The sequence below is a fragment of the Achromobacter sp. FW305-C-30-7 genome (assembly GCF_058783105.1).
In genome coordinates, this window is sequence record NZ_JBYSYI010000006.1 from 146,647 (window position 1) to 169,663 (window position 23,017).

General features: G+C 67.2%; 20 protein-coding genes. 7 read left to right on the forward strand and 13 right to left on the reverse strand.

The features are described from left to right. Positions 1-10: 10 nt before the first annotated feature. Positions 11-649, forward strand: a complete 639-nt coding sequence (locus tag AC3WOB_RS20530; RefSeq protein ID WP_013391646.1) for a VTT domain-containing protein — start codon at positions 11-13, stop codon at positions 647-649. A 101-nt stretch (positions 650-750) separates the two neighbouring features. On the opposite strand, the gene AC3WOB_RS20535 is transcribed toward AC3WOB_RS20530, so the two are convergent. Both AC3WOB_RS20535 and tsaE read right to left on the reverse strand, forming a co-directional pair. Then, positions 751-2,136 carry an N-acetylmuramoyl-L-alanine amidase gene (locus AC3WOB_RS20535; protein ID WP_013391647.1) on the reverse strand — a complete coding sequence of 462 codons (1,386 nt, stop codon included), beginning with the start codon at positions 2,134-2,136 and terminating at the stop codon, positions 751-753. Beyond that, positions 2,064-2,603 (reverse strand): tRNA (adenosine(37)-N6)-threonylcarbamoyltransferase complex ATPase subunit type 1 TsaE, encoded by a 540-nt coding sequence (gene tsaE / locus AC3WOB_RS20540; RefSeq protein ID WP_492276027.1) that lies wholly within the window; start codon positions 2,601-2,603, stop codon positions 2,064-2,066. Before tsaE ends, AC3WOB_RS20535 begins: the two co-directional genes overlap by 73 nt. A gap of 163 nt (positions 2,604-2,766) precedes the next feature. On the opposite strand from tsaE, the gene fumC reads away from it, so the two are divergent. After that, a complete protein-coding gene (gene fumC / locus AC3WOB_RS20545; protein ID WP_013391649.1) occupies positions 2,767-4,164 on the forward strand; it encodes a class II fumarate hydratase in 1,398 nt (465 codons plus the stop codon). A 67-nt stretch (positions 4,165-4,231) separates the two neighbouring features. Here the strand turns inward: fumC and AC3WOB_RS20550 are convergent, their stop codons facing one another. Next, on the reverse strand, positions 4,232-5,131 hold the full coding sequence (locus tag AC3WOB_RS20550) for an AEC family transporter (protein ID WP_492276028.1): 900 nt from the start codon (positions 5,129-5,131) through the stop codon (positions 4,232-4,234). Positions 5,132-5,369: 238 nt separating this feature from the next. On the opposite strand from AC3WOB_RS20550, the gene AC3WOB_RS20555 reads away from it, so the two are divergent. Next, positions 5,370-6,362 carry a tripartite tricarboxylate transporter substrate binding protein BugE gene (locus tag AC3WOB_RS20555; protein WP_492276029.1) on the forward strand — a complete coding sequence of 331 codons (993 nt, stop codon included), beginning with the start codon at positions 5,370-5,372 and terminating at the stop codon, positions 6,360-6,362. Between the two features lie 90 nt (positions 6,363-6,452). On the opposite strand, the gene AC3WOB_RS20560 is transcribed toward AC3WOB_RS20555, so the two are convergent. Then, the gene (locus tag AC3WOB_RS20560; protein WP_013391652.1) at positions 6,453-7,358 is read right to left on the reverse strand and encodes a LysR family transcriptional regulator; all 906 of its coding nucleotides are present in this window, start codon (positions 7,356-7,358) and stop codon (positions 6,453-6,455) included. A 138-nt stretch (positions 7,359-7,496) separates the two neighbouring features. Here AC3WOB_RS20560 and ggt point away from each other — a divergent pair, with 138 nt between their 5' ends. Continuing rightward, on the forward strand, positions 7,497-9,254 hold the full coding sequence (gene ggt / locus AC3WOB_RS20565) for a gamma-glutamyltransferase (RefSeq protein WP_492276030.1): 1,758 nt from the start codon (positions 7,497-7,499) through the stop codon (positions 9,252-9,254). A gap of 12 nt (positions 9,255-9,266) precedes the next feature. Here ggt and AC3WOB_RS20570 read toward each other — a convergent pair whose 3' ends face one another. From AC3WOB_RS20570 to AC3WOB_RS20580, 3 genes are read right to left on the reverse strand one after another with little or no spacing between them, the layout of a single operon-like run. After that, entirely contained in the window at positions 9,267-10,394 is a 1,128-nt protein-coding gene (locus AC3WOB_RS20570) for a CaiB/BaiF CoA transferase family protein (RefSeq protein ID WP_492276031.1), read from the reverse strand. 11 nt (positions 10,395-10,405) lie between these two features. Next, the gene (locus AC3WOB_RS20575) at positions 10,406-11,389 is read right to left on the reverse strand and encodes a Bug family tripartite tricarboxylate transporter substrate binding protein (RefSeq protein ID WP_492276032.1); all 984 of its coding nucleotides are present in this window, start codon (positions 11,387-11,389) and stop codon (positions 10,406-10,408) included. A gap of 48 nt (positions 11,390-11,437) precedes the next feature. Continuing rightward, positions 11,438-13,138, reverse strand: a complete 1,701-nt coding sequence (locus AC3WOB_RS20580) for an acyl-CoA dehydrogenase family protein (RefSeq protein ID WP_492276033.1) — start codon at positions 13,136-13,138, stop codon at positions 11,438-11,440. A gap of 125 nt (positions 13,139-13,263) precedes the next feature. Here AC3WOB_RS20580 and AC3WOB_RS20585 point away from each other — a divergent pair, with 125 nt between their 5' ends. Together AC3WOB_RS20585 and AC3WOB_RS20590 are read left to right on the forward strand one after the other, a co-directional pair. Further along, on the forward strand, positions 13,264-14,166 hold the full coding sequence (locus AC3WOB_RS20585) for a LysR family transcriptional regulator (RefSeq protein WP_492276034.1): 903 nt from the start codon (positions 13,264-13,266) through the stop codon (positions 14,164-14,166). 257 nt (positions 14,167-14,423) lie between these two features. Continuing rightward, a complete protein-coding gene (locus AC3WOB_RS20590; protein WP_492276035.1) occupies positions 14,424-16,097 on the forward strand; it encodes a SulP family inorganic anion transporter in 1,674 nt (557 codons plus the stop codon). A 56-nt stretch (positions 16,098-16,153) separates the two neighbouring features. Here AC3WOB_RS20590 and purU read toward each other — a convergent pair whose 3' ends face one another. From purU to AC3WOB_RS20620, 6 genes are all read right to left on the reverse strand, one after another. Further along, positions 16,154-17,008, reverse strand: coding sequence for a formyltetrahydrofolate deformylase (purU, locus tag AC3WOB_RS20595; RefSeq protein ID WP_013391659.1), 855 nt, complete (start codon positions 17,006-17,008; stop codon positions 16,154-16,156). A 135-nt stretch (positions 17,009-17,143) separates the two neighbouring features. Further along, a complete protein-coding gene (locus AC3WOB_RS20600; RefSeq protein ID WP_013391660.1) occupies positions 17,144-18,253 on the reverse strand; it encodes an NAD(P)/FAD-dependent oxidoreductase in 1,110 nt (369 codons plus the stop codon). Further along, on the reverse strand, positions 18,250-18,774 hold the full coding sequence (locus AC3WOB_RS20605; protein WP_013391661.1) for a flavin reductase family protein: 525 nt from the start codon (positions 18,772-18,774) through the stop codon (positions 18,250-18,252). The genes AC3WOB_RS20600 and AC3WOB_RS20605 overlap by 4 nt, the downstream gene beginning before the upstream one ends. Before the next feature lie 40 nt (positions 18,775-18,814). Next, complete coding sequence (gene pdxH, locus AC3WOB_RS20610; protein WP_492276036.1) at positions 18,815-19,444, reverse strand: pyridoxamine 5'-phosphate oxidase; 630 nt, start codon at positions 19,442-19,444, stop codon at positions 18,815-18,817. A gap of 105 nt (positions 19,445-19,549) precedes the next feature. Further along, the gene (locus AC3WOB_RS20615; protein WP_041652293.1) at positions 19,550-20,212 is read right to left on the reverse strand and encodes a gamma-glutamylcyclotransferase; all 663 of its coding nucleotides are present in this window, start codon (positions 20,210-20,212) and stop codon (positions 19,550-19,552) included. Positions 20,213-20,214: 2 nt separating this feature from the next. Continuing rightward, complete coding sequence (locus tag AC3WOB_RS20620; protein WP_492276037.1) at positions 20,215-21,423, reverse strand: MFS transporter; 1,209 nt, start codon at positions 21,421-21,423, stop codon at positions 20,215-20,217. A 409-nt stretch (positions 21,424-21,832) separates the two neighbouring features. Here AC3WOB_RS20620 and AC3WOB_RS20625 point away from each other — a divergent pair, with 409 nt between their 5' ends. Further along, a complete protein-coding gene (locus tag AC3WOB_RS20625; protein WP_492276038.1) occupies positions 21,833-23,017 on the forward strand; it encodes an efflux RND transporter periplasmic adaptor subunit in 1,185 nt (394 codons plus the stop codon).

Genomic DNA, 23,017 nt, shown 5'->3' on the forward strand with positions numbered 1-23,017 from the left:
GGTTGCTTCAATGCTCGAATTTTTCAATATGGTGCTCCACATCGACAAGACGCTGGGCGTCTGGGTCGCGCAGTACGGCGTGTGGGTGTACCTGGTGCTGTTCCTGATCGTTTTCGCCGAGACCGGGCTGGTCGTGTTGCCGTTCCTGCCGGGGGATTCGCTGCTGTTCATCGCGGGCGCGTTCGGCGCCACCGGGCACATCGACCCGTTCCTGATGGGGGGACTGCTGATCGTTGCGGCCATCACCGGCAATACGCTGAACTACGCCATCGGACGCTATATCGGGCCGCGCGTGTTTTCGATGAACCTGCGCTTCCTGGACCGTGGCGCGTTGATGCGCACGCACGCGTTCTATGAGAAGCACGGCGGCAAGACCATCGTGATGTCGCGCTTCATCCCCGTGGTGCGCACCTTCGCGCCTTTCGTCGCGGGCGTGGCCGACATGCCGCTGTCGCGCTTCCAGCTGTTCAATATCCTGGGCGCGCTGCTGTGGGTGGTGAGCCTGGTGGCCGCGGGTTATTTCTTCGGCAATATCCCGCTGGTGCGCGAACACCTGAATACCATCGTGCTGCTGGGCCTGGCCGCCGCCATCGTGCCGGTGATCGGGGCGGGCGTGTTCAAGCTGATCAAGGCCAGGCGCGGCGCCTGAGAGAGCGGCGGCGCGCGCCGCCGCTCCAGTAACAGGCAAGTAAAAGGGCGTTGCGCCGTAAAGCGCAACGCCCTTTGTTCATGCGTCCGGCTGCCGCTGCGTCAGCTCACGTCGCCCAGCCGCGCCAGCGGCGGATTGGCGGTGAAGTAGCGCTGGATGCCCGTCATCATGGCCTGCGCCAGCTTGTCCTGGTGCGATGTGCTGCGCAGCAGGGCTTCTTCCTGCGGGTTGCTGATGAAGGCGGTCTCGACCAGCACCGAGGGAATGTCCGGCGCCTTCAGCACGGCGAAGCCGGCCTGTTCGACGCTGTTCTTGTGCAGGCGGTTGATCTTCTTGATTTCGTCCAGGAAGGCGTTGCCGACCTTGAGCGAATCGTTGATCTGCGCGGTGGTGGACAGGTCCAGCAGCACCTTGGCCACCTGGCGGTCGTGGCTGCCGAGGTTGACGCCGCCGATCAGGTCGGCCGCGTTTTCCTTGTCCGCCATCCAGCGCGCCTGGGCGCTGGTGGCGCCGCGCTGCGACAGCGCGAACACCGACGAGCCGTTGGCCGAGGGCTTGACCCAGGCGTCCGCGTGGATGGAGATGAACAGGTCGGCATGCACGCGGCGCGCTTTCTGCACGCGCACGTGCAGCGGCACGAAGTAATCGTCGTCGCGCGTGAGGTAGGCGCGCATGTAGGGCTGGCTGTCGATCAGCGCCTTCAGGCGCCGGGCGATGCGCAGCACCACGTCTTTCTCGCGCAGGCCGCTGCTGCCGATGGCGCCCGGGTCCTCGCCGCCGTGGCCGGGGTCCAGCGCGATGGTCAGCATGCGCTGCTTGCCGCGGCTGGCGGTGGCGGGCGGGGGCTTGGGCGCGGTGGGCAGCGGGGGAGCCGGCTGCTGGCCGCGCACGCGCGGCGGTTCGGGCGGATCGGCGCGGGCCACCGGGTTGCGCTGGATGTCTTCCAGGATGCGCGCCAGCGGGTCGTCCACGTCGGGGCCGCTCTGCTTGTTCAGGATCGCGATCAGCGGATCCTGGGCGATCTTCGGATACAGGTCCAGCACCAGGCGGTACTGGTAGTCGGCCACCGGCTTGAGCGTGAACACCTGGGGCGCCACGGGCTGCTTCAGGTCGAACACCAGACGCACCACGTTGGGGCGGTTCTGCGCCACCCGCAGGCTCTGGATGTAGGGGTCGTCCGGCCGGACCTTGGAAACCAGGTCGTTCAGCGCCGCGCTGATGGTCAGTCCCTCAATGTCCACCACCAGGCGGTGGGGATTTTCGAGCGTGAACTGTTCGGCCTTGAGCTCGCTGTCGAGCTCCAGCGTGACGCGGGTGTATTCATCGGCCGGCCAGGTGCGCACGGCCAGGATCGTTGCCGCCTGCGCCAGGCGCGGCAGGACCGGCAAGACGAGCAGAGTGGCGGCGACGCTGATCAGGCGGCGCCGGGTGGCGCCTGCCGAGGGGAGGGCGCCGACTGGGGCGGGGGGACAATCGCGTTCAACCATGTTTGTCCTCGAGCGGTGTACGCGGTCAGGGTGGCGTCGCGTCCTTCGCCTGCATAGGCTAGGGAAATCAGCAGGTCGGGAGGGGGCAAAAGGCCCCCCGCCCGCTCCGGCCATTCGATCAAAACGACCGCTTCGTCACGCAGTAAATCCCGGAATCCTGCGTCCAACCATTCGCGCGAATCACTAAATCTATAAAAATCAAGATGATAGAAGTATAAGTTAGAAACTTTATAGGATTCAAGCAGCGCGTAGCTTGGACTTTTGATCCGGCCGGTGATGCCGCATTCCCGCAACAGGGCCCGCGTGAAGGCTGTTTTCCCCGCGCCCAGGTCTCCCTGGAGGTGTATGTGTCCCCCGGCCGGACCGGTCTGGCCGCCGGAAACCAGGGGCGCGAGCTGCCGCGCCAGCGATTCCGTGGCGGCTTCGTCGGGCAGGTGCAAGTTCAGGCTGCAAAGAGGGGCGGACATGGCGCGGGGCGAGTGGTAAAAACGGTGGAGGAAGCACGGATGTTTGCGCAATTATAGGAATGCGGGTTTCTGCTAACCTAGAATTGATTGTCATTCTCAACTTTCTCGCGACTGGCGCGCCGCCGCCAGCCGAAACCGACGTCGCCACGGAGTAGCACGCGCCATGAAGACCCGCATTGAAAAAGACACGTTTGGTCCCATCGAAGTCCCGGAAGATCACCTCTGGGGCGCCCAGACCCAGCGTTCGCTGCATTTTTTCGCGATTTCCACCGAAAAGATGCCGGTTCCGCTGGTCGAGGCGATGGCGCGGCTCAAGCGCGCGGCCGCCAAGGTCAATGCCGACCTGGGCGAGTTGGATCCGAAGATCGCCGACGGCATCGTCCGCGCCGCCGATGAAGTGATCGCCGGCAAGTGGCCCAATGAGTTCCCGCTGTCGGTCTGGCAGACCGGGTCGGGCACGCAAAGCAATATGAACATGAACGAGGTGCTGGCCAACCGCGCCTCGGAACTGCTGGGCGGCGTGCGCGGCGAAGAGCGCAAGGTTCACCCGAACGACCACGTCAACCGCGGGCAGTCGTCCAACGACACCTTCCCGACCGCCATGCACGTGGCGGCCGCGGTTCAGGTCGAACATCATCTGCTGCCCTCGCTGAAGGCCCTGCGCGCGACGCTGGCGGCCAAGAGCGCCGAGTTCTATGACATCGTCAAGATCGGCCGCACCCACCTGCAGGACGCCACGCCCCTGACCCTGGGCCAGGAACTGTCGGGCTATGTGGCCCAGCTGGACTTGGCCGAGCAGCAGATCCGCGCCACCTTGCCGGGCCTGCACCAGCTGGCCATCGGCGGCACGGCGGTGGGCACGGGCCTGAATGCGCATCCGCAGTTCAGCGCCAAGGTCTCGGCGGAACTGGCGCATGCCACGGGCACCGCCTTCGTGTCGGCGCCCAACAAGTTCCAGGGTCTGGCCTCGCACGAAGCGCTGCTGTTCGCGCATGGCGCGCTGAAGTCGCTGGCCGCCGGCCTGATGAAGATCGCCAACGACGTGCGCTGGCTGTCCAGCGGCCCGCGCTCCGGTCTGGGCGAGATCAGCATCCCCGAGAACGAGCCGGGCAGCTCTATCATGCCGGGCAAGGTCAACCCGACCCAATGCGAAGCCATCACGATGCTGGCCGCGCAGGTGCTGGGCAACGACGTGGCCATCAATATCGGCGGCGCCAGCGGCAATTTCGAACTCAACGTGTTCAAGCCGCTGGTGATCCACAACTTCCTGCAATCGGTGCGTCTCCTGACCGACGGCATGGCCAGCTTCAACGAGCATTGCGCCGCGGGCATCGAGCCCAATCTCGAGCGCATCGCCGAACTGGTCGACCGTTCGCTGATGCTGGTGACGGCGCTGAATCCGCATATCGGCTACGACAAGGCCGCGCAGATCGCCAAGAAGGCGCACAAGGAAGGCCTGTCGCTGAAGGAATCGGCGCTGGCGCTGGGCTATGTGACCGAAGCGCAGTTCGCCGAATGGGTGGTGCCGGCATCCATGACCAACGCGCACAAGTCCTCGTAAAGAAGATCGCGCGGCGTATGAACAAAGACCGCTGCGGCGGTCTTTTTCATGGGTGGCGCAACGCCGTTTAACCGGTGCCGGTCAGCATCAGCCACAGCGGTATCGTCAGCGCCGACAACAGCGTGCCCAGCGATATCAGCACCGCCACCATGCGGCCGTCGCCACCCATGCGCATGGCCAGCACATAGGCCGCGGACGCGGTGGGCAGGGCCGCGAACAGCAGCAGCATCTGCGATTCCAGCGGCGGCAGCGCCAGCACATGCGCCACCAGCAGGGCCACGGCGGGCAGCGCCGCCAGCTTGACCGCGAGCATCCAGGCGATCAGCGCGCCATGGCCCTTGCCGCCCTCCCAGGAGAGGCTGGCGCCCACGCAGATGATGCCCAGCGCGATGGCCGCCGCGCCCAGCCGCGCGAGAGCCGTGTCCAGCGGGCCCGGCAGGTGCAGGCCGGCAAGGTTGCAGGCCAGGCCGGCCAACGTGGAAATGACCAAGGGATTGCGGGCCAGTTCGCGCAGCAGGTTGCCGCCGCTATGGCGGGCCAGGCCGTAGACCGCGGCCATGTTGGCCATGGGCACGGCGAAGCCGACGATCAGCGCCATAACCGTCTGGCCTTGGGCGCCGCCCAGGCTGGCCGACAGCGCCAGGCCCAGATAGGTGTTGAAGCGGTAGCCGCATTGCGCGGACGAAGCCAGGCTCAGCGAGGATGGCCGCAGCACCCAGCGCGCCAGCCACGTCAGCGCGACGCCGGCCGCGATGATGGCCGCGGAGGCCTGCAGCAGCACAGCGGCGTTGCCGACGGTGATGGGGGTGCGCAGGATGGACTGGAACAGCAGCGCGGGGAGCAGGACGAAGTAGACCAGCCGCTCGGTGCCGGCGAAGAATTCGCGGGAGAAATTCAGTTTGTGACGCAGCGCCCAACCCAGCGCAACCAGCATGAAATCAGGGAAAACCAGAAGGGCTACCGACATGGACAAGTACGTATTTGATGCGCGTCAGACGGGGATCGCTGCGCTATGCGTCTGTAAGTATTTGCTGCTATTCTCCGTCATTCTGGCGGGCGCGTGTGCCACAAGCAACCTATAAAAAGTGCTCTCCCTGCGCACAGAGCATGCGTCCACCACCGTTAATTGCGGACCTGTCCACAGGCAGGCGCATCACACAACGGTCCGTATACACACGGGCTCGCATATTGGAGGAAACACACCTATGAATAAAGTCCGCTCCCTGGCTGTGGCGATCGCCCTGGCCACCGGCGCTGCCGGCACCCTCGGCGCCTCCGCCGCCCTCGCTGCCGACAAGTACCCGAGCAAGCCGATCCGCGTCATTGTTCCGTTCGCGCCCGGCGGTTCCACCGACATCATCGCGCGCCTGGTGACGCAGCGCATGAGCCAGGAACTGGGCCAACCCATGGTTGTGGAAAACAAGGGCGGCGCTGGCGGCGCCATCGGCGCATCCGAAGCCGCGCGCGCCGATGCCGACGGCTACACGCTCTCCATCGCCACCGTGTCGACGATGGCCGTGAACCCGGCTTGCCGTCCCAACGACCTGCCCTACGATCCGATCAAGGATTTCCAGCCGGTCACCAACTTCGCCAACACCGCCAATGTGGTGGCCGTGAACCCGAAGTTCCCCGCCAAGGACTTCAAGGGCTTCCTGGAAGAACTGAAGAAGAATCCGGGCAAGTACTCCTACGGCAGTTCGGGCACCTGCGGCGTGCTGCACCTGATGGGCGAATCGTTCAAGATGGCGACTGGCACGGACATCGTGCACGTGCCGTACAAGGGTTCGGGCCCGGCCGTGGCTGACGCCGTCGGCGGCCAGATCGAAATCCTGTTCGACAACCTGCCCTCGTCGATGCCGCAAATCCAGGCGGGCAAGCTGCGCGCCATGGCCATCGCGTGGCCGACCAACATCGAGGCCATCAAGGACGTGCCGACGTTCAAAGACGCCGGCTTCCCGGTGCTGAACCAGCCGGTCTGGTACGGTCTGCTGGCGCCCAAGGGCACCCCGATGGAAGTCGTGAACAAGCTGCGCGACGCTGCCGTCGTGGCCCTGAAGGACCCCAAGGTCATCAAGGCGCTGGACGATCAGGGCTCGGCGCCGTCGGGCAATACGCCGGAAGAATTCGCCAAGGAAATCAAAGAGCAGTATGACTGGGCGAAGGACGTCGTGAAGAAGCAGAACATCAAGCTGGACTGATGTCGCACGGGGCGGGCGCTGCCTGCCCCCGTCTGCAAATGATGACGGGCGCCTTCGGGCGCCCGTCGTGTTTTGTGCGCAAGCCCTGCGTCAGGCCGCGGCGTCGAGTCCGGCCTGCAGCGCCTCGCAAGCGGCGCGCAGGCGCTCGATGAGGTCGCGGTGCAGCGCGGAAAGCGGATCCTGGTTGCGCACCATGATGCTGATCGGCACGCGCAACGCGGGGTCCAGCCGGCGCAGGTTCATGCCGGGGCGCAGCATCGCCTGCCCGGTGATCGCGTCCACGATGGCGTCGCCGCAGCCCGCGTCGACCAGCGCGCAGGCCACGTAGTGGGTCTGTACCTGGATGGCGACCTGCGGATCCAGGCCCTGCGCGTCCAGCGCCATCTGCAACAGCGCGCCGGACGCGTCGGCCGCGTCCAGCACGATCAGCGTATCGCCCGCCATGGACGTCAGCTCCGCCAACGGCAGCGGACCCGTGCCGGGCTTGCGACTCAGGTGCACCAGTTCGGTGTGGCCCAGCCCCATGCGGGTCAGGCCCGGATAGTCGTTGGTGTCGAAGGTGATGGCCAGGTCCAGTTCCCGCGTCAGCAGCCCCTGCACCAGCTCGCTGCTGTGATGCGTGTGGATGTCGAAGGTGATGCCAGGCTGCGCCGCGCGGCTGTCGCGCACCACGCCGGGTAGCAGTCCCAGGCCCAGCGCCGGCGCGCAGCCCACGCGCAGGTGGCCGTTGGGATGGTCGCGCAGGCTGGCGGCCAGCCTGCGCACGCTGTTGAGGTCCTGGTTCAGGCGCGCGACCTCGGGCGTGAGGATCTCGGCTTCGCGGGTGGCGACGAGCCGGCCCTTCACGCGCTCGAACAGCTTGAAGCCCAGTTGCGCCTCGGCATGCGCCAGCAGCTTGCTGGCCGCCGGTTGCGAGATATGCAGCGCGGCCGCGGCCTCGGTCAGGGATCCGGTACGGCGGATCGCTTCGAAAATCTCGATGTGGCGCAAACGCATGGCACGGTGGGGACGGTGGGCGGAAACCGCGATTCTAAGCCGGATGCGGCCAGGGGGCGGGAGCTGCGCCGCGACAGCCGCCGGTGCCTTGACTATCATGAACCCCTGCCGGACAGCCGGCGCACACCGGAGCCCTCCATGCGAGCACCTCGTCATGCCGCCGCCCTCCTGCTTGCCGCCGCGCTCGCGGCCATGCCTGCCGCATGGGCGCGCACGCCGCAAGCCGTCGAAGATCTGAACCCCGAAGCCGCTAGCGGCACGCAGACGCGTCAGCTGGTGCGCGCGCCGCACTTCATGATGGCCTCGGCCAATCCGCTGGCGACGCAGGCCGGCGACGCGATGCTGCGCCGGGGCGGCAGCGCGGTGGATGCGGCTATCGCTAGCCAACTGGTGCTGAACCTGGTGGAGCCGCAATCGTCCGGCATAGGCGGCGGCGCCTTCATGGTGGTGTATTCGGCCCAGAGCGGCCGCATCCAGACCTATGACAGCCGCGAGACCGCGCCTGCCGCGGCCCAGCCGCAGCGTTTCCTGGATCCGGACGGCAAGCCGGTGCCCTTTGCCCGCGCAGTGAACAGCGGCCTGGCGGTGGGCGTGCCGGGCCTGCTGCGCGGGCTGGAGTTGGCGCACAAGGAGCAGGGCGTGTTGCCCTGGGCCGACCTGTTCCAGCCTGCGATCCGGCTGGCCGAGCAGGGCTTCCCCGTGTCGCCCCGCCTGCACAAGCTGCTGGCAGGCAACAAGGAGCTGCGCGCGCAAGCCGCGGCCGCAGCCTATTTCTACGCGCCTGACGGCACCCCGTGGCCGGTGGGCCATGTGCTGAAGAACCCCGAATTCGCGCGTACGCTGCGCGCAGTGGCCGAACGAGGCGCCGACGCGTTCTATCAGGGCGCCATCGCCGCGGACATCGTCGCAGCCGTGCGCGGCCATGCCGTGCCGGGCGACCTGACCCTGGCTGACCTGGCCGGCTATCGCGCCAAGACGCGCGATCCCGTCTGCGGCGCCTATCGCGGCTATCAGCTGTGCGGCATGGGACCGCCCAGCAGCGGCCCGATCGCCGTGTTGCAGATGCTGGGCGAACTGGAACAGTTTCCGCTCGCCAGCTACAAGCCGGGCAGCCTGGAGGCGGTGCATTACTTCTCCGAGGCCGGCCGGCTGGCGTTCGCCGACCGCGACTTCTATGTGGCCGATCCGGACTTCGTGCGGGTGCCGGTGCGCGCCATGCTGGACCCGGCTTATCTGCGCGCGCGCGGCGCCTTGATCCAGCCGGACCGCAGCATGAAGGTGGCGCTGCCCGGCGATCCGGAAGGCAAGCTGCTGTCGCTGGGCAAGGACGATGCGCTGGCATTGCCCTCGACCAGCCATCTGGTGGCGGTGGACGCGCAGGGCAATGCCTTGAGCATGACGACCACCATCGAGAACGAATTCGGCAGCAAGATCTTCGTGCGCGGCTTTTTGCTGAACAACGAGATGACGGACTTTTCCTCGTCGTACAAGGATCCCGAGGGCCGTCTCGTCGCCAACCGTATCGAGCCGGGCAAGCGCCCGCGCAGTTCGATGGCCCCGATGATCGTGCTGCGCGACGGCAAGCCCTATCTGCTGGTGGGGTCGCCGGGCGGCAGCGCCATCATCAACTACGTGGCCAAGACCATCGTGGGCGTGCTGGACTGGGGCCTGGACATCCAGGCAGCCATCGATCTGCCCAACATGGGCAGCCGCAACAAGGAAACCGAGCTGGAGAAGGGCACCGCGCTGGAGGCGTTGGCGCCTGAGCTCGAGCGCATGGGGCACCCGGTGCGGATACTCGAGTTTCCCAGCGGCATCCACGGCATCGTGATCGACGCCGGCGGCTTGCAGGGCGGCGCCGACCCGCGCCGCGAAGGCGTCGCCCAGGGCGGCTAAGGCCGCGCGGCTTTACTCGCCGGCGTCGGCGGGGCGTAGCGCCGGCGGCAGCTTGCGCAGCGTGGCCGGGGTGCGCGACAGCTTGATCGGCGAGCCCACGCCGCGATAGTCGCCTTGCTCCAGCACCATGCCGCGGTGACGGGTGTGTGGATGCGCCAGCGCCTGGTCCACGGTCTGCACGGCGGCCGCGGGTACGCCGCAACGTAGCAGGCGGTCGGCCAAAGCGGCGGCGTCGTGGTTCGCGAGCAGCGCGGACAGGTCGTCGCGCAGGGCCAGGCGGTTGCGCAGGCGGTCGGCGTTGGTGCCATAGCGCGCATCCTCGGCCAACCCCGGCGCCTCCAGCGTCTGCGCCAGCTGCGCGAACTGGCGGTTGTTGCCGACCGCAAGGAAGATCGGGCCGCTGGCGGTGGGCAGCGTTTCGTAGGGCGCGATGTTTGGATGCGCGTTGCCGCTGCGTGCGGGCACCTTGCCGCTGTAGAAGTAATTGGGCGCGTGCGGATGCAGCAGCGACAAGGCGCAGTCGTACAGCGTGATGTCCAGGAACTGCCCCAGGCCGCTGCGCGTGCGCTCGTTCAAGGCCAGCAGGATGGCCACGGCCGCGTTCAGGCCGGTCACCATGTCCACCACCGGCAGGCCGACGCGGGTGGCGTCGCCGTCCGCGTCGCCGTTCACGCTCATCAGGCCGCACATGGCCTGGGCGCAGGCGTCGTAGCCGGGCAGGCCGCCCAGCGGCCCGTCCGCGCCGAAGCCGCTGACCCGGCAATGGATCAGCGCGGGGAAGTCGCGGCTCAGCGTGTCGTATCCCAGGCCCCATTTCTCCAGCGTGCCGGGCTTGAAGTTCTCCACCAGCACGTCGGCATCGGCCAGCAGGTGGCGCAGCAGTTCCTGCCCCGCGGCCTGCGACAGGTCCAGCGTCATGCCGTCCTTGTTGCGGTTCACGCCGATGAAGTAGGACGCTGTGTCGCCCAGGAAGGGCGGCCCCCAGCCCCGCGTCTCGTCGCCGCCGGGCGGCTCGATCTTCAGCACGTCGGCGCCGTGGTCGGCCAGGATCTGCGTGCAATAGGGGCCGCCCAGCACGCGTGACAGGTCTATTACTTTGCAGCCGGCCAGGGCGCCGGCGTTGGGCAGGGTTGCAGCCATGTGGGGTCCGTTCAGTCGATGGAAACGTGGGCGCTCTTGATCAGGTCGCGCCATTTGGGCACTTCGGCGGAGATGAAAGTGGCCAGGCCTTGCGGCGTCTGGTCCTGGGCTTCGACGATGCCCTGGCTGCGCAGCGTCTGGGCGACCTCGGGATCGGACAGCGCGGTCTTGAAGGCGCGGTTCAAGGTGTCCACCACATCAGGGGGCGTGCCCTTGGGCGCCACGATGCCGAAGAACACGCTGACGTCGTAGCCCTTGAGTCCCTGCTCGGAAAGCGTGGCCAGGTCAGGCAACGCATCCGAGCGCTGGGCGCTGGCCAAGCCGATGGCGCGCAGCTTGCCCGCCTTGATGTAGGGCAGCGCGGTGAGGATGTCGGTGAACGACATCGACACCTGCCCGCCCAGCAGGTCATTGAGCGCCGGACCCGTGCCCTTGTAGGGGATGTGCATGATCTGGGTGCCGGCCATGTTGTTGAAGAGGATGCCGGCCAGATGCGACGAGGCGCCGTTGCCCGAGGAGGCGTAGCTCAGCTTTTCCGGGTTCTTCTTGGCGTAGGCAATGAGCTCCTGCGCATTGTTGGCCGGCACCGATGGGTTCACCACCAGGATGTTGGGCAGGTGGCCGATGCGGATGATGGGCGCGAAGCTGGTCTCGGGGTTGTAGCCCTGCTTCTTGTACAGGCTGACGTTGATCGCCAGCGGGCCGGAGGTGCCGAACAGCAGGGTGTAGCCGTCGGGCTTGGCCGTGGCCACGTATTCGGAACCGATGTTGCCGCCTGCGCCGGCGCGGTTTTCGACGATGACATTCTGGTTCAGCGGCTGCCGCAGCTTGTCGGCCAGCCGGCGCGCCAGGGCGTCGGTGGGGCCGCCGGGCGGGAAGGGCACGATCAGCGTCACGGGCCGCGCCGAAGGGTAGGCCTCCGCGGCCAGTGCGGGCGCGGTCGGGGCGATGGCGGCGGCGGCCGCCAGCAGCCAGGGGGCGAGGGTTCGGGTCATGGTTGTCTCCAGTGGGTTGCGCGCCGGCTGTGCCGCCGGCGTCGGTTTTTACAGCGCGTATTGCAGGATGGCCCGGCACGCCACGCTTTCGTCGGCCGGGATGGCATAGGGATCGCGCGGGCCGAGGCGGTGCTGTAGCACCTGGTCGGCCAGCAGCGCGCGGCTTTCGAGGCCGGGTTCGGTGGCTTCCCAGCGCAAGGCGGCCATGGAGACCGCGTGGTACAGCAGCGAAGCCGCCTGGCGCGCCAGTTCGGGACGGTCGGCTTGCGCGGCGTGCTCGGCCAGCGCATAGGTCTGTTCCAGGGCGCGCGCTTGCAGCTCGGCCAGCTCGGGCGGGCAGGGACGGCCCTCGGCCAGCAGGCCGTCGATGTGGCTGCGCAGCGCCGGCAGCGAGTTTTCCTTGTTGATCGCGCGCAGCACGTCCAGCGCCACGATATTGCTGGTGCCTTCCCAGATGGAGCCCAGATGGGCATCGCGCACCAGCCGCGGTTCGGTCCATTCCTCGATGTAGCCGCAGCCGCCGCGCACTTCCATGGCGTCGCCGGTCACCTTGCGGGCATCGCGGCAGGCGCGGAACTTGATCAGCGGCGTGAGGATGCGCGCCAGCGCCGGATCAGCCACGCCCTGGTCCGCGCCGGCCAGGGCGCGCGCCGTCTGGAACATCACGCTGCGGGCCTGTTCGGCCCAGACCGTCATCTTGACCAGCTGGCGCTGCATCAGCGGCATGTCGATCAGGCGCTTGCCGAAGGCGCGCCGGTGCTGCGAGACGTAGACCGCCTCGGTCACGGCGCGGCGCATCAGGCCGGCGGCGCGCATGCCGTTGGACAGGCGCGAGTTGTTGATCATGTCGGCCATGTGCTTGAAGCCGCGGCCGCGTTCGCCCACCAGCCAGGCTACCGCGCCTTCCAGGCGGATTTCGCCGCTGGCCATCGAGCGCGTGCCCAGCTTGTCCTTCAGGCGAAGGATGCGGTAGTGGTTGTGGGTGCCGTCGGCCAGGTCGCGCGGCAGCAGGAACAGCGACACGCCCTTCAGGCCGGGCTGGGGTTCGCTACGCGCCAGCACCATGGCGTAGCCCGCGTCCGGGTTGGAGCAGAACCACTTGTCGCCGTGGATCAGCCAGGTGCCGTCGTCCTGCGCGGTGGCGGTGACCTCGGTGGCGCTGACATCCGAACCCGCGCCCTGTTCAGTCATGAACATGGCGCCCTGGCGCAGCGTGTCGAAATCCTGCGAGGTCACCTCGGGCAGGACCCGCTCGACCAGCTCCGGGTCGCCGAACTTGCGCAGGGTGCGGGCCAGCGAATCGGTCATGCTGACCGGGCAGCACAGGCCGAACTCCGCCTGCACGAACAGATGGTTGAGGGCGTATTTGGCGGCCGCGGGCATGGGCTCGGGCCAGCCCAGCACGCCGCCGCGGTGCGACAGCGCGGCCAGGCCGAACTCGCTGTAGGCCAGGCGTTCCAGTTCGACATAGGCGGGGTGCTTGTCGATGCGCGACTCGTCGGTGCCGGCGCGGCTGCGCACGGACAGGGTGGGCGGGTGCTTGTCGGCGGTGGCGGCCAGTTCGTCCATGACGCCGCCGGCCAGCGCGCCCAGGCGCTCCAGGTGGGGCAGCAAATGGGCATGCAGCGCGGCCGGCAGGTAGCGCCGGCTCAGCGCCTCGGCGTAAGGATCGGCGCTGAACAGATTCTGTCCGCGCGAATCCGGGACGGGAGTGGCGGCGCTGGGCGCGGTCTTGACGGGGGTATCCATGGCGGCATCCTGCTGAAGACGGGAACGATGCCTGTGATGGTGCTGGCATGGATTAATCTATACAAATACTGTTTGTGTGTAGAACAATCCAAAAAAAGTATGGATTGAAGTCGCGGGGGAGACAAATGGACCTGGATCCGCGCTTGTTGCGCTATTTCATTGCCGTCGCCGAAGAGCGCCATTTCAGCCGCGCGGCCACGCGGCTGCACATTTCCCAGCCGCCGCTCAGCTACGCCATTCGGCAGCTGGAGGACAACGTCGGCGCGCGCCTGCTGACGCGCACCAGCCGCCACGTGGAGCTGACCGACGCCGGCCAGGTGCTGTATCGCGAAGCCCTGACGCTGCTGCGCCAGGCGGAAGAGGTGCGCACGCTGGTGCAACGCGTGGACGCGGGCCTGCGCGGCCGGCTGCGCATCGGTTTCGTGGGCTCCATGCTGTACCGCGGCCTGCCGGCGCTGCTCAACGCCATGCGCGCCGAACTGCCGGACGTGGAGCACGTGCTGACCGAGCTGAATTCCCATGACCAGATCGAGGCCGTGCGCCGCGGCGAGCAGGACCTGGGCTTCATCCACGCCAATCCGGTGCCTAACGGCGTGCTGGCGCGCGACCTGATGGCCGAGCCCTTCATGGTGTGCTTGCCGCAGGCGCATCCGCTGGCGGGGCGGGACGTCTTACGGCTGGCGGAGCTGGCGGCGGACGATTTCGTCTTCTTCGCCCGGGCGGCCTCGCCGAGCTATTACGAGACGGTGCTGTCCATGTGCGTGTCGGCGGGCTTCATGCCTGTGATCCGGCACGAGGTGCGGCATTGGCTGAGCGTGGCGTCGCTGGTGTCGCAGGGGCTGGGCGTGTCCATCGTGCCGGCCTGCCTGTCGCGCAGCGGGCTGGCGGGGACGCGCTTCATCGCTTTCGAGCACGAGGCCCGCTCGCTCAGCCAGATGATCTGGCGCGAGGCCGCACGCACGCCGCTGCAGGAAAAAGCGGTGGAAATGGCGGCGCGGCATGACTGGGATAGCCTCGAAACGCCATGAAGCGCGCATTGCGGGTAGGCAGAACCCGCCCGAAGGCTTATCGTTAGCGGTATCCCGGCGCCGCCAGTATCCGGCCAGGGATGGAACCGTTTGCACACGAACGAACGCGAATTCCGGGTTTTAGCCATGTCCTACCGACCAGTCCTGCCGCTGACGCGCCGCAGGCGTTTCATCACCAGGCTGCGCCACTGCGGCCCTCCGGCGAAGTACTGAACCCCACAGCAGGGCGTTTCGGTTCCACTTCTCCGGAGTCTTTCGTGGAAATTCCTTTTTCGTTTCGGCCGCGTCTTTTTGACGCGTTGCGCGGTTACGACCGTGTCCGCTTGGCGCAGGACCTGGGCGCGGGGCTTACCGTTGCCGTGGTCGCGCTGCCGCTGGCCATGGCGTTCGCCATCGGGTCGGGCCTCAAGCCCGAGGCCGGCCTCTTCACTTCCATCATTGCGGGCTTCCTGGTCGCCTTGCTCGGCGGCAGCCGGGTGCAGATCGGCGGGCCGGCGGGCGCCTTCATCGTCATCGTCTACGACATCGTGCAGCAGTACGGCGTGGCCAACCTGATCATCGCCACGGCGCTGTCCGGCGTGCTGCTGTTTGTGATGGGGCTGCTCAGGCTGGGCACGCTGGTGCGTTTCATCCCGGTGGCGGTGATCATCGGCTTCACCAATGGCATCGCGGTGCTGATCGCGCTGTCGCAGGTCAAGGATTTCCTGGGCCTTGCGATTTCCAAGATGCCGGGCGACTTCTTCGGCATCCTGGGCGCGCTGGGCAGCCATCTGTCCACGCTCAACCCCTGGGCCGCCGGCGTGGCGCTGCTGTCGCTGGCCGTGATCGTCGGCTGGCAGCGCTGGCTGCCGGCATGGGGCGGCCGGCGGACGGCAGGGCTGGCCCGCGTGCCGGGCTCCATCGTCGCGCTGGTGCTGGCGACCGCGGCGGTGGCCGTATTCGGCCTGCCGGTGGAAACCATAGGCAGCCGCTTCGGCGGCATACCGGCGGCGCTGCCGGACTTCACCTTGCCGGCGTTCAGTTGGGAATCCGCCAGGTTCCTGCTCATGCCCACCATCACGCTTGCCGCGCTGGGCGCCATCGAGTCGCTGCTGTGCGCGCGGGTGGCCGACGGCATGATAGGCGACCGGCACGATCCCAATCAGGAGCTGATGGCCCAGGGCATCGCCAACTTCGTCACGCCTTTCTTCGGCGGCATGCCGGCCACGGGCACCATTGCGCGCACCGTGACCAATGTGAAAAGCGGCGCCACCAGCCCAGTCGCCGGCATGGCGCATGCGCTGGCGCTGCTTGCGGTGATGTTGGCGGCCGCGCCCTTGGCGGCCTCGATACCACTCGCGACGCTGGCGGCCATCCTGATGTTCGTGGCCTGGAACATGGGCGAATGGCGCGAGTTCGCCCGGCTCAAGACCTACCGTTTGCCGTACCGGGTCACGCTGGTGTCGGTGTTCCTGCTGACGGTGGTCTTCGATCTGACGGTGGCGGTGGAGTTCGGCATCTTCGCGGCCTGCCTGACCTTCATCTACCGCATCTCCAGCCTGTCGCGCGCCGAACGCATCACGGCCGCGGAGCAGCCCCTGCTCGCCGGGCAGGACGGCAAGATCGCTGTCTGGCGCCTATACGGCACGGTCTTTTTCGGCGCCACCAAGCTGGTGGAATCGCTGGAAGACCGCCTGCCTGCCCGCGCGCTGGTACTCGATCTGAAGAACGTGATCTACGTCGATTCGACCGGCGCCGAAGCGCTCGAAGGACTCAACAAGGCGTGCGAGACGCGAGGGGTGACGCTGATCGTTTCAGGCTTGATGGGGCAGCCGATGGACATCGTGCGCCGCATCGGCCTGTACCAGCGGCTGCAGGGCCATCTGCAACCCGACGTGGCGAGCGCCACGGTGGCTGCCCTGGCCGTGGCGCAGGCGGAGGAGAGGTCCTAGGCGGCGCGCGCGCCGCCCTAGTCGCGAGGGGCCGCCTGATGGCGGCCCCCCTGCTTTTAGCGGAAGACGACGGTCTTGTTGCGGTTGAGCAGGATGCGGTGCTCGACGTGGCTGCGCACGGCGCGCGACAGCACCAGGGACTCGATGTCGCTGCCCACCTGGGTCAGGTCCTGCGCGGTCATCGTGTGGTCCACGCGCTCGATGTCCTGGTCGATGATGGGGCCTTCGTCCAGGTCCGAGGTGACGTAGTGGGCGGTGGCGCCGATGATCTTGACCCCGCGCGCATGCGCCTGGTGGTAGGGGCGCGCGCCCTTGAAGCTGGGCAGGAAGCTGTGGTGGATGTTGATGGCGCGGCCATTCAGCGCGCGGCACATGTCTTCCGACAGGATCTGCATGTAGCGGGCCAGCACCACCAGGTCGATGCCTTCCTTCTCGACCAGGGCCAGCACCTGCTGTTCCTGCTGCGCCTTGGTGTCGGCGGTAACCGGCAGGTGGTGGAACGGGATGCCGTAGGACGCCGCCAGGCTGGCATAGTCGTTGTGGTTCGACACGATGGCGGCTACTTCGGCGTGCAGATGGCCGCTGTGCACGCGGAACAGCAGGTCGTTCAAGCAGTGGCCTTGCTTGCTGACCATGATCAGCAGGCGTTCCTTGCGGCGGGCGTCATGCAGCTTCAGCTCCATGCCGTACTCGGCGGACATGCCGTCCAGCCGTGCGCGCAGGTCGTCCGCGGACACGGCGGCGGGCACGTCGAAGTGCACGCGCAGGAAGAAGCGGCCGGTCTCTTCATCGCCGAACTGCTGCGAATCCAGGATGTTGCAGCCCAGTTCGAACAACAGGCCGCTGACGCGGTACACGATGCCCGTGCGGTCGGGGCAGGACAGGGTCAGGATGTAGTCGTTGTGCTGCATGGTTCAGGGAAGAGGAGAGAAGGAGAAAAGGGTGATGGCAGTGTAGAGCCCTCCCGCCGGGCCGCCCCAAGGGAGGGCAGCCCCCTCGGGGGGCAGCAAGCACGCGCAGCGTGTGCGGCGTGGGCGCTATCCGGCTTATCCATTCAGGCGGGCCAAGGTCTCTTCGGCCAGGGCCAGGCTGGAGGTCAGCCCGGGGGATTCTATGCCGAACAGGTTCACCAGGCCGGGCACGCCATGCGCGGCCGGACCGGCGATGACGAAGTCGGCCGCCGGTTCGTGAGGGCCGGAGATCTTGGGCCGGATGCCGGTGTAGCCCGGCGCCAGGGCATCGTCCGGCAGGGCCGGCCAATAGCTGCGCACGGCCTCGTAGAAGACCTCGGCGCGAGCCGGGTCCAGCGTGTAGTCTTCGGTGCCGACCCATTCGGTGTCGGGGCCGAACTTGGCCTGGCCGCCCAGATCCAGCGTCAGGTGCACGCCCAGGCCCGCATGCTGCGGCACCGGGTAGATCAGGCGCGAGAACGGCGCGCGGCCGGACAGCGTGAAATAGCTGCCCTTGCACAGGTAATCGGTGGGAATGCTGGATGCCGGCAGGCCGTCGATGCGGCGCGCCAGCGCCGGCGCGTGCAGGCCGGCCGAATTGATCAGCACGTTACAGCTCAGGGTCATGCCTTCATCGCCGCCGAACTGCAGCTCGAAGCCGCCCTCGGGGCGGACCCGGCCCGACACCAGCGGCGTGTGGAAGACGCACTGAGCGCCCGCATTTTCGGCGTCGCCCTGGAACGCCAGCATCAGCGCATGGCTGTCGACGATGCCGGTGGACGGCGAGGACAGCGCCGCGGTGCAGCGCAGCGCCGGCTCCAGGCGCATGGCGTCCTCGCCGGAGATGAACTGCAGGTCGTCCACGCCGTTGGCGCGGGCGCGCTGGGCGATGCCCTCCAGCTGTGCGGCCTGTTCCGTGGTGGTGGCGACGATCAGCTTGCCCAGCCGCTTATAGGGCACGCCGCGCTCGGCGCAATACGAATACAGCAGGTGCTTGCCGCGCACGCAGAGGCGAGCCTTGAGGCTGCCCGCAGGGTAATAGATGCCGGCGTGTATGACTTCGGAATTGCGCGAACTGGTGCCGGTGCCGATAGCCTCGGTGGCTTCCGCCACCAGCACCTCGCGTCCGGACTGGGCCAGCGCGCGCGCGACCGCCAGGCCGACCACGCCCGCGCCGATGACGACGCAATCCACATCCACGCTCATGGTGTTTTCCTTTCCGAACGCGCGCCGGCCGGGGTCAGGTCGAAACCGCCGGCATGGAACACCAGCGGCGGCTCGCCGCTATGGCCGCAGCGTTCCACTTCGCCCACCATGATGACGTGGTCGCCCTCGACATAGCGGCTGCGGTTGTGGCATTCGAACCAGGCGGCGCAATGGCCGTCCAGCATGGGCGTGCCGCCCGGCGCGTGATGCACCGTCAGCCCGGCGTAGCGGTCCGGCGTCTTGCCGGTGGCGAAGCGGCGCGCCAGCGCGATCTGCTCCGAACCCAGCACGTTGACGACATAGCGCTCGCACTGCTCGAAGGCGGCCAGCGACGACGAGCTGCGCGACAGGCTCCACAGCACCAGCGGCGGATTCAGCGACACGGAGTTGAAGGAGCTGACCGTCAGCCCGATGGGCGCGCCATCGAGGTCGGCGGCCGTGACGACGGTCACGCCCGTGGCGTAACGGCCCAGCGCGGTGCGGAAAAAGGCAGCGTCAAAATCAGGGGAGGAGGCGGTCATGCAATCGTTGGTTGGGGGCGGGCGCGCGCGGCGCCCGGCATCAAGGCGACAGACGTTCGATCTTCCAGCCCTGGCCGTCCGCGACATAGCGCAGGCGGTCATGCAGGCGTGAAGGCCTGCCTTGCCAGAATTCGAAGGCGGTGGGCTTCAGGCGGTAGCCGCCCCAGTGCGGCGGGCGCGGCGGCTGTTCGCCGAAGCGTTCGCGGAACTCCTGTTCGCGGGCTTCCAGCTCTTCACGGGTGATGGGCTGGCTCTGGCGCGAGGCCCAGGCGCCGATACGCGAACCGGCGGGCCGGCTGTGGTAGTAGGCGTCCGACTCGTCGTCGGCCACTTTTTCGACCACGCCCTCGATCCGGATCTGGCGTTCCAGCGGCTGCCAGAAGAACAGCAGGCCGGCGCGGGGCTCGGCCTGCAGGTCCAGGCCCTTGCGGGATTCGTAATTGGTGAAGAACGTGAAGCCGCGCTCGTCAAAGCCCTTGATCAGGACGATGCGCGCACTGGGCTGGCCGCTGGCGTCCACCGTGGCCAAGGTCATGGCGTTGGGTTCGGGGACCTTGGCGGCCAGGGCCTCGTCGAACCAGCGGGTGAATTGCTCGAACGGGGAGGCCGCGGCCTGGCCTTCGAGCAGCACGTTCTTGTCGTAGCTTTGACGCAGATCAGAGACGGACATGGGGCTAGTAGTTCAGCGTTGATAACAAGGAGTTTATACCGCCTGGGAGGCGGTACCCTTATTGACCCCGCTCAGGGCGCAGGCAAGATTTTCCGGGCGCGCGCCTCAGGCGCCTTCCGGCAGGACATGCCCGTCCAGCTCCAGCCGGCGCGCGATGGCGTCCAGGCGGGCGTCATGGATGCCCGCGGCGCGCAGCGCCTGGGCGGTCTGCACCACGTATTCGGTGCAGGGGCCGTAGCGTCCTGCGGCCCGGCGCACGATGGCCAGCAGCTCGGGCTCGGGCAGGGCGCGGATATAGGCCGGGTTGTCCCGGTTCATGATGAAGACCAGCGCCCGGACGGTGCCGGTCTCGGTGCTGCAATTGATCCAGCGCGGCAGGTAGGCGCCAGTGGACATTTCTCGCTCCCAGAGCGCCGGGAAATAAGTCGGCACCTGCTGGCCTGCCAGGCGGTAGACCACCCCCCGGCAGGAGCCGCCCCGGTCCAGGCCGAACACCAGGCCCGGGCATTCCGGAGTGCCGCGGTTGACTCGCGACCACAGGCACAGCGCCCGATGGTGGCCGCGCAGGGTCGCCAGCCGGCGCTCCACGAAGTCGAAATCGGGGCGCCAGATCAGGGAGCCGTAGCCGTACACCCACACGTCTTCGCCGGATTGCCAGTGGCGCAGGGCCTCGTCCAGCGATTCCTGCCGCTCTTGCGGAGTCCAGAGGCGAAAGGGCAGGCTGGCGCCGGCGTTGCCGGCGGCGGGAGGAGAGGACTGCATGTTCACGGCTACGGTTTACGGTCGGATTCGATCGGGGGATTGCGGTTGGCCCAGCCTCCGGCCATCAGGGCCACGGAATAGGCCCAGAAGAGCGGGGCAACGCCAATTACCGCACCGAGCGCGCCGAAGGTCAACGGCAGGGAGACCTGGGATCCGTTGATCAGGGCCATCCGCAGGCCCACCGCTTCGGCGGCGCGGCCCGGCGGGGAATGCTGGTGCAGCAGGGACAGCATGCTCGGCTGGCAGCAGCCCAGGGCCAGTCCAAGGATGAACGACAGCACGATCAGGACGGTAACGTCGGTAAACATCGGGTAAAACATGAAATCGATAGCGGCGGTTGCCATCGCTACCCGCACCAGCGTCCAGGACCGCACGCGGCGCTGGATAAGCGGCAATATCAAGCGGATGACGAAAGTTGCCGCCGCGAAGGACGCAAGAATGACGCCGATCGTGGTAGCCGACAGGCCGATCGCCACGCCGAAGATCGGCACCACGAACAAGTGCGTATCCCAGGCCCCGGACAAAATGGTGTTGACCATCAGGATGCGGCGCAGCGCCGGCACGGCCAGCAATTCGGCAACGCGCCGCTTTTCGGCCTCTTTTTTGCCGGATAGCTGCGAATCCACCGCCTTCAATTGGTGACGCAAGGCATAGAGACCTCCCGCCGACAGCAGCGGTCCCAGGGTCAGCAGGCCGAACGCCATGCGCGTGCCCAGATGGTCGATCGCCAGGCCGGCGATCAGCGGCCCCGAAAATCCGGATCCCGCCAGCGCCAGCGACATGAAGGAGAAATTGCGCAGCCGTTGCGCCGGTTCGGCATGGCCCAGCAGGTCTTGCGTGGCGACCTGATGCAGCATGAAGCCGATGCCGATGCAACAGGACGCAATAAGCAGGGCGAACTGGGTCTGGGAGATGAAGGGCAGCGCGGTACCCGCAGCGACCAGGGAAGTGCCGATGACCAGAGGCCGCACGATACCGACCCGGTCGACCCAGCGGCCGGCGCGGACCGAAAACAGCATGGGCAGCACGGCGAACACCGCGACCAGCGTGCCGACCTTGAAGGTCGACAGCCCCATTTGCAGCGCGGTGAGCGAGACAGTGATCCGTCCCCCTGTCAGCGCCACATGATTCATCATGGCCAGGAGGCACAAAAGCACCGCCCCGGAAAACTCCGGGGAACCAGGTGACGAAGAGGGGGATCTATGAGAAGTGGACACGGATACGGCTTAACTGCGTTCATTCTGGCCATATCGTCGCCCTATGTCGAGGCAAGGCTGTTCCGCAGCGCCGCAAACAGATATTGGCGCCAATCGCACGATAGCGGTCATCTAGGGGTGAAGTCGCATGTTTATTGCGCAAGATGGCGGCACGTTCGCCGCATCTGCGGATTAGGGGTTTGATGGGCGCCGGACAAAGCGTTGTATCGTTCATGCAACGGAACAATCGGGCGGGCCTTGACGTTCCGCCCCGCTTTACTGTTTTTCACCGTTTCGCCACAGATCGTCGATGGTTCTGGCGGGCGAGACGTTTAGGATGAGCAGGCATCGTGGGCAAGATCGCTTGCCTGGTCCGCAATTCGCAATACCGGCGCCGGCCCGATAGCCGGCGCCACATCCGGCAGGTTCAATGAAAAAGTCCCGCAGCAAGTTCAAGCGTTACTCCCTGATCGCTGTTTTGCTCCTGTTAGCCGTGTTCGGCGTGCGCGCCGCGTTTTTTTCCTCGCCGCCGCCGCCCACTTTCGCCGTGGCCGAAGTCACCCGCGCCAATCTTGAGGATAGTGTCCTGGCCAGCGGCACCATCGACGCCATCGAGCGCGTCAGCGTGGGCGCCCAGGCCACCGGCCAGTTGAAATCCCTGAAAGTGGCGTTGGGCGACCGCGTCAAGAAGGGCCAGTTGGTCGCCGAGATCGACGACATGACCCAGCAGAACGAACTGCGCAACGCCGAGGCCGCCCTGCAGACCCGGCGCGCCGAGCGGGCCGCCAAGGTCGCCATGCTGAAGCAGGCCGAGCTTGCCTTCCGCCGCCAACGGCAGATGTTGGCGGCCGACGCCAGCTCGCGCGAGTCCTATGAGAGCGCTGAGGCCACGCTGGGGGTGACCCGCGCCGAAATCGCGTCGTTGGACGCGCAGATCGCGCAAGCCGAGATCCAGGTCGACACTGCCCGCGTCAACCTGGGCTACACCCGCATCGTTTCGCCCATCGATGGCATGGTGGTGGCGGTGGTCACCAAGGAAGGCCAGACCGTCAACTCGATCCAGAGCGCGCCCACCATCATCAAGGTGGCCCAGGTTGACACCATGACCATCAAGGCGCAGATCTCGGAAGCCGACGTCACCCGCGTGAAGCCGGGCCTGCCGGTGTACTTCACCATCCTGGGCGAGCCCGACGAGCGCTACCGCGCGCAGCTGCGCGCGGTGGAACCGGCGCCGGACTCGGTGCAGAAAGACGACGCGACGGCTTCCCTGACCGGTTCGGCCAGCGGCAGCTCCACCACTGCCGCGGTCTACTACAACGGCCTGTTCGACGTGCCCAACCCGGACGAGAAGCTGCGCATCTCCATGACCGCCCAGGTCTTCATCGTGCTGGGCGAAGCCAAGGACACGGTCGTGGTGCCGGCCTCGGCGCTGGGCAAGCGCGGCGAGGACGGCCGCTACGCCGTGCGCGTGGTCCTGAAGGACAACAAGACCGAAACGCGCCAGGTCCGGATCGGCATGAACAACAACGTCCAGGCGCAGGTACTGGAAGGGCTGGAGGTGGGCGAGCGCGTCGTGGCGGCGGACGCCGCGCCGGCCGTGGCGCCGGGGGCCTGA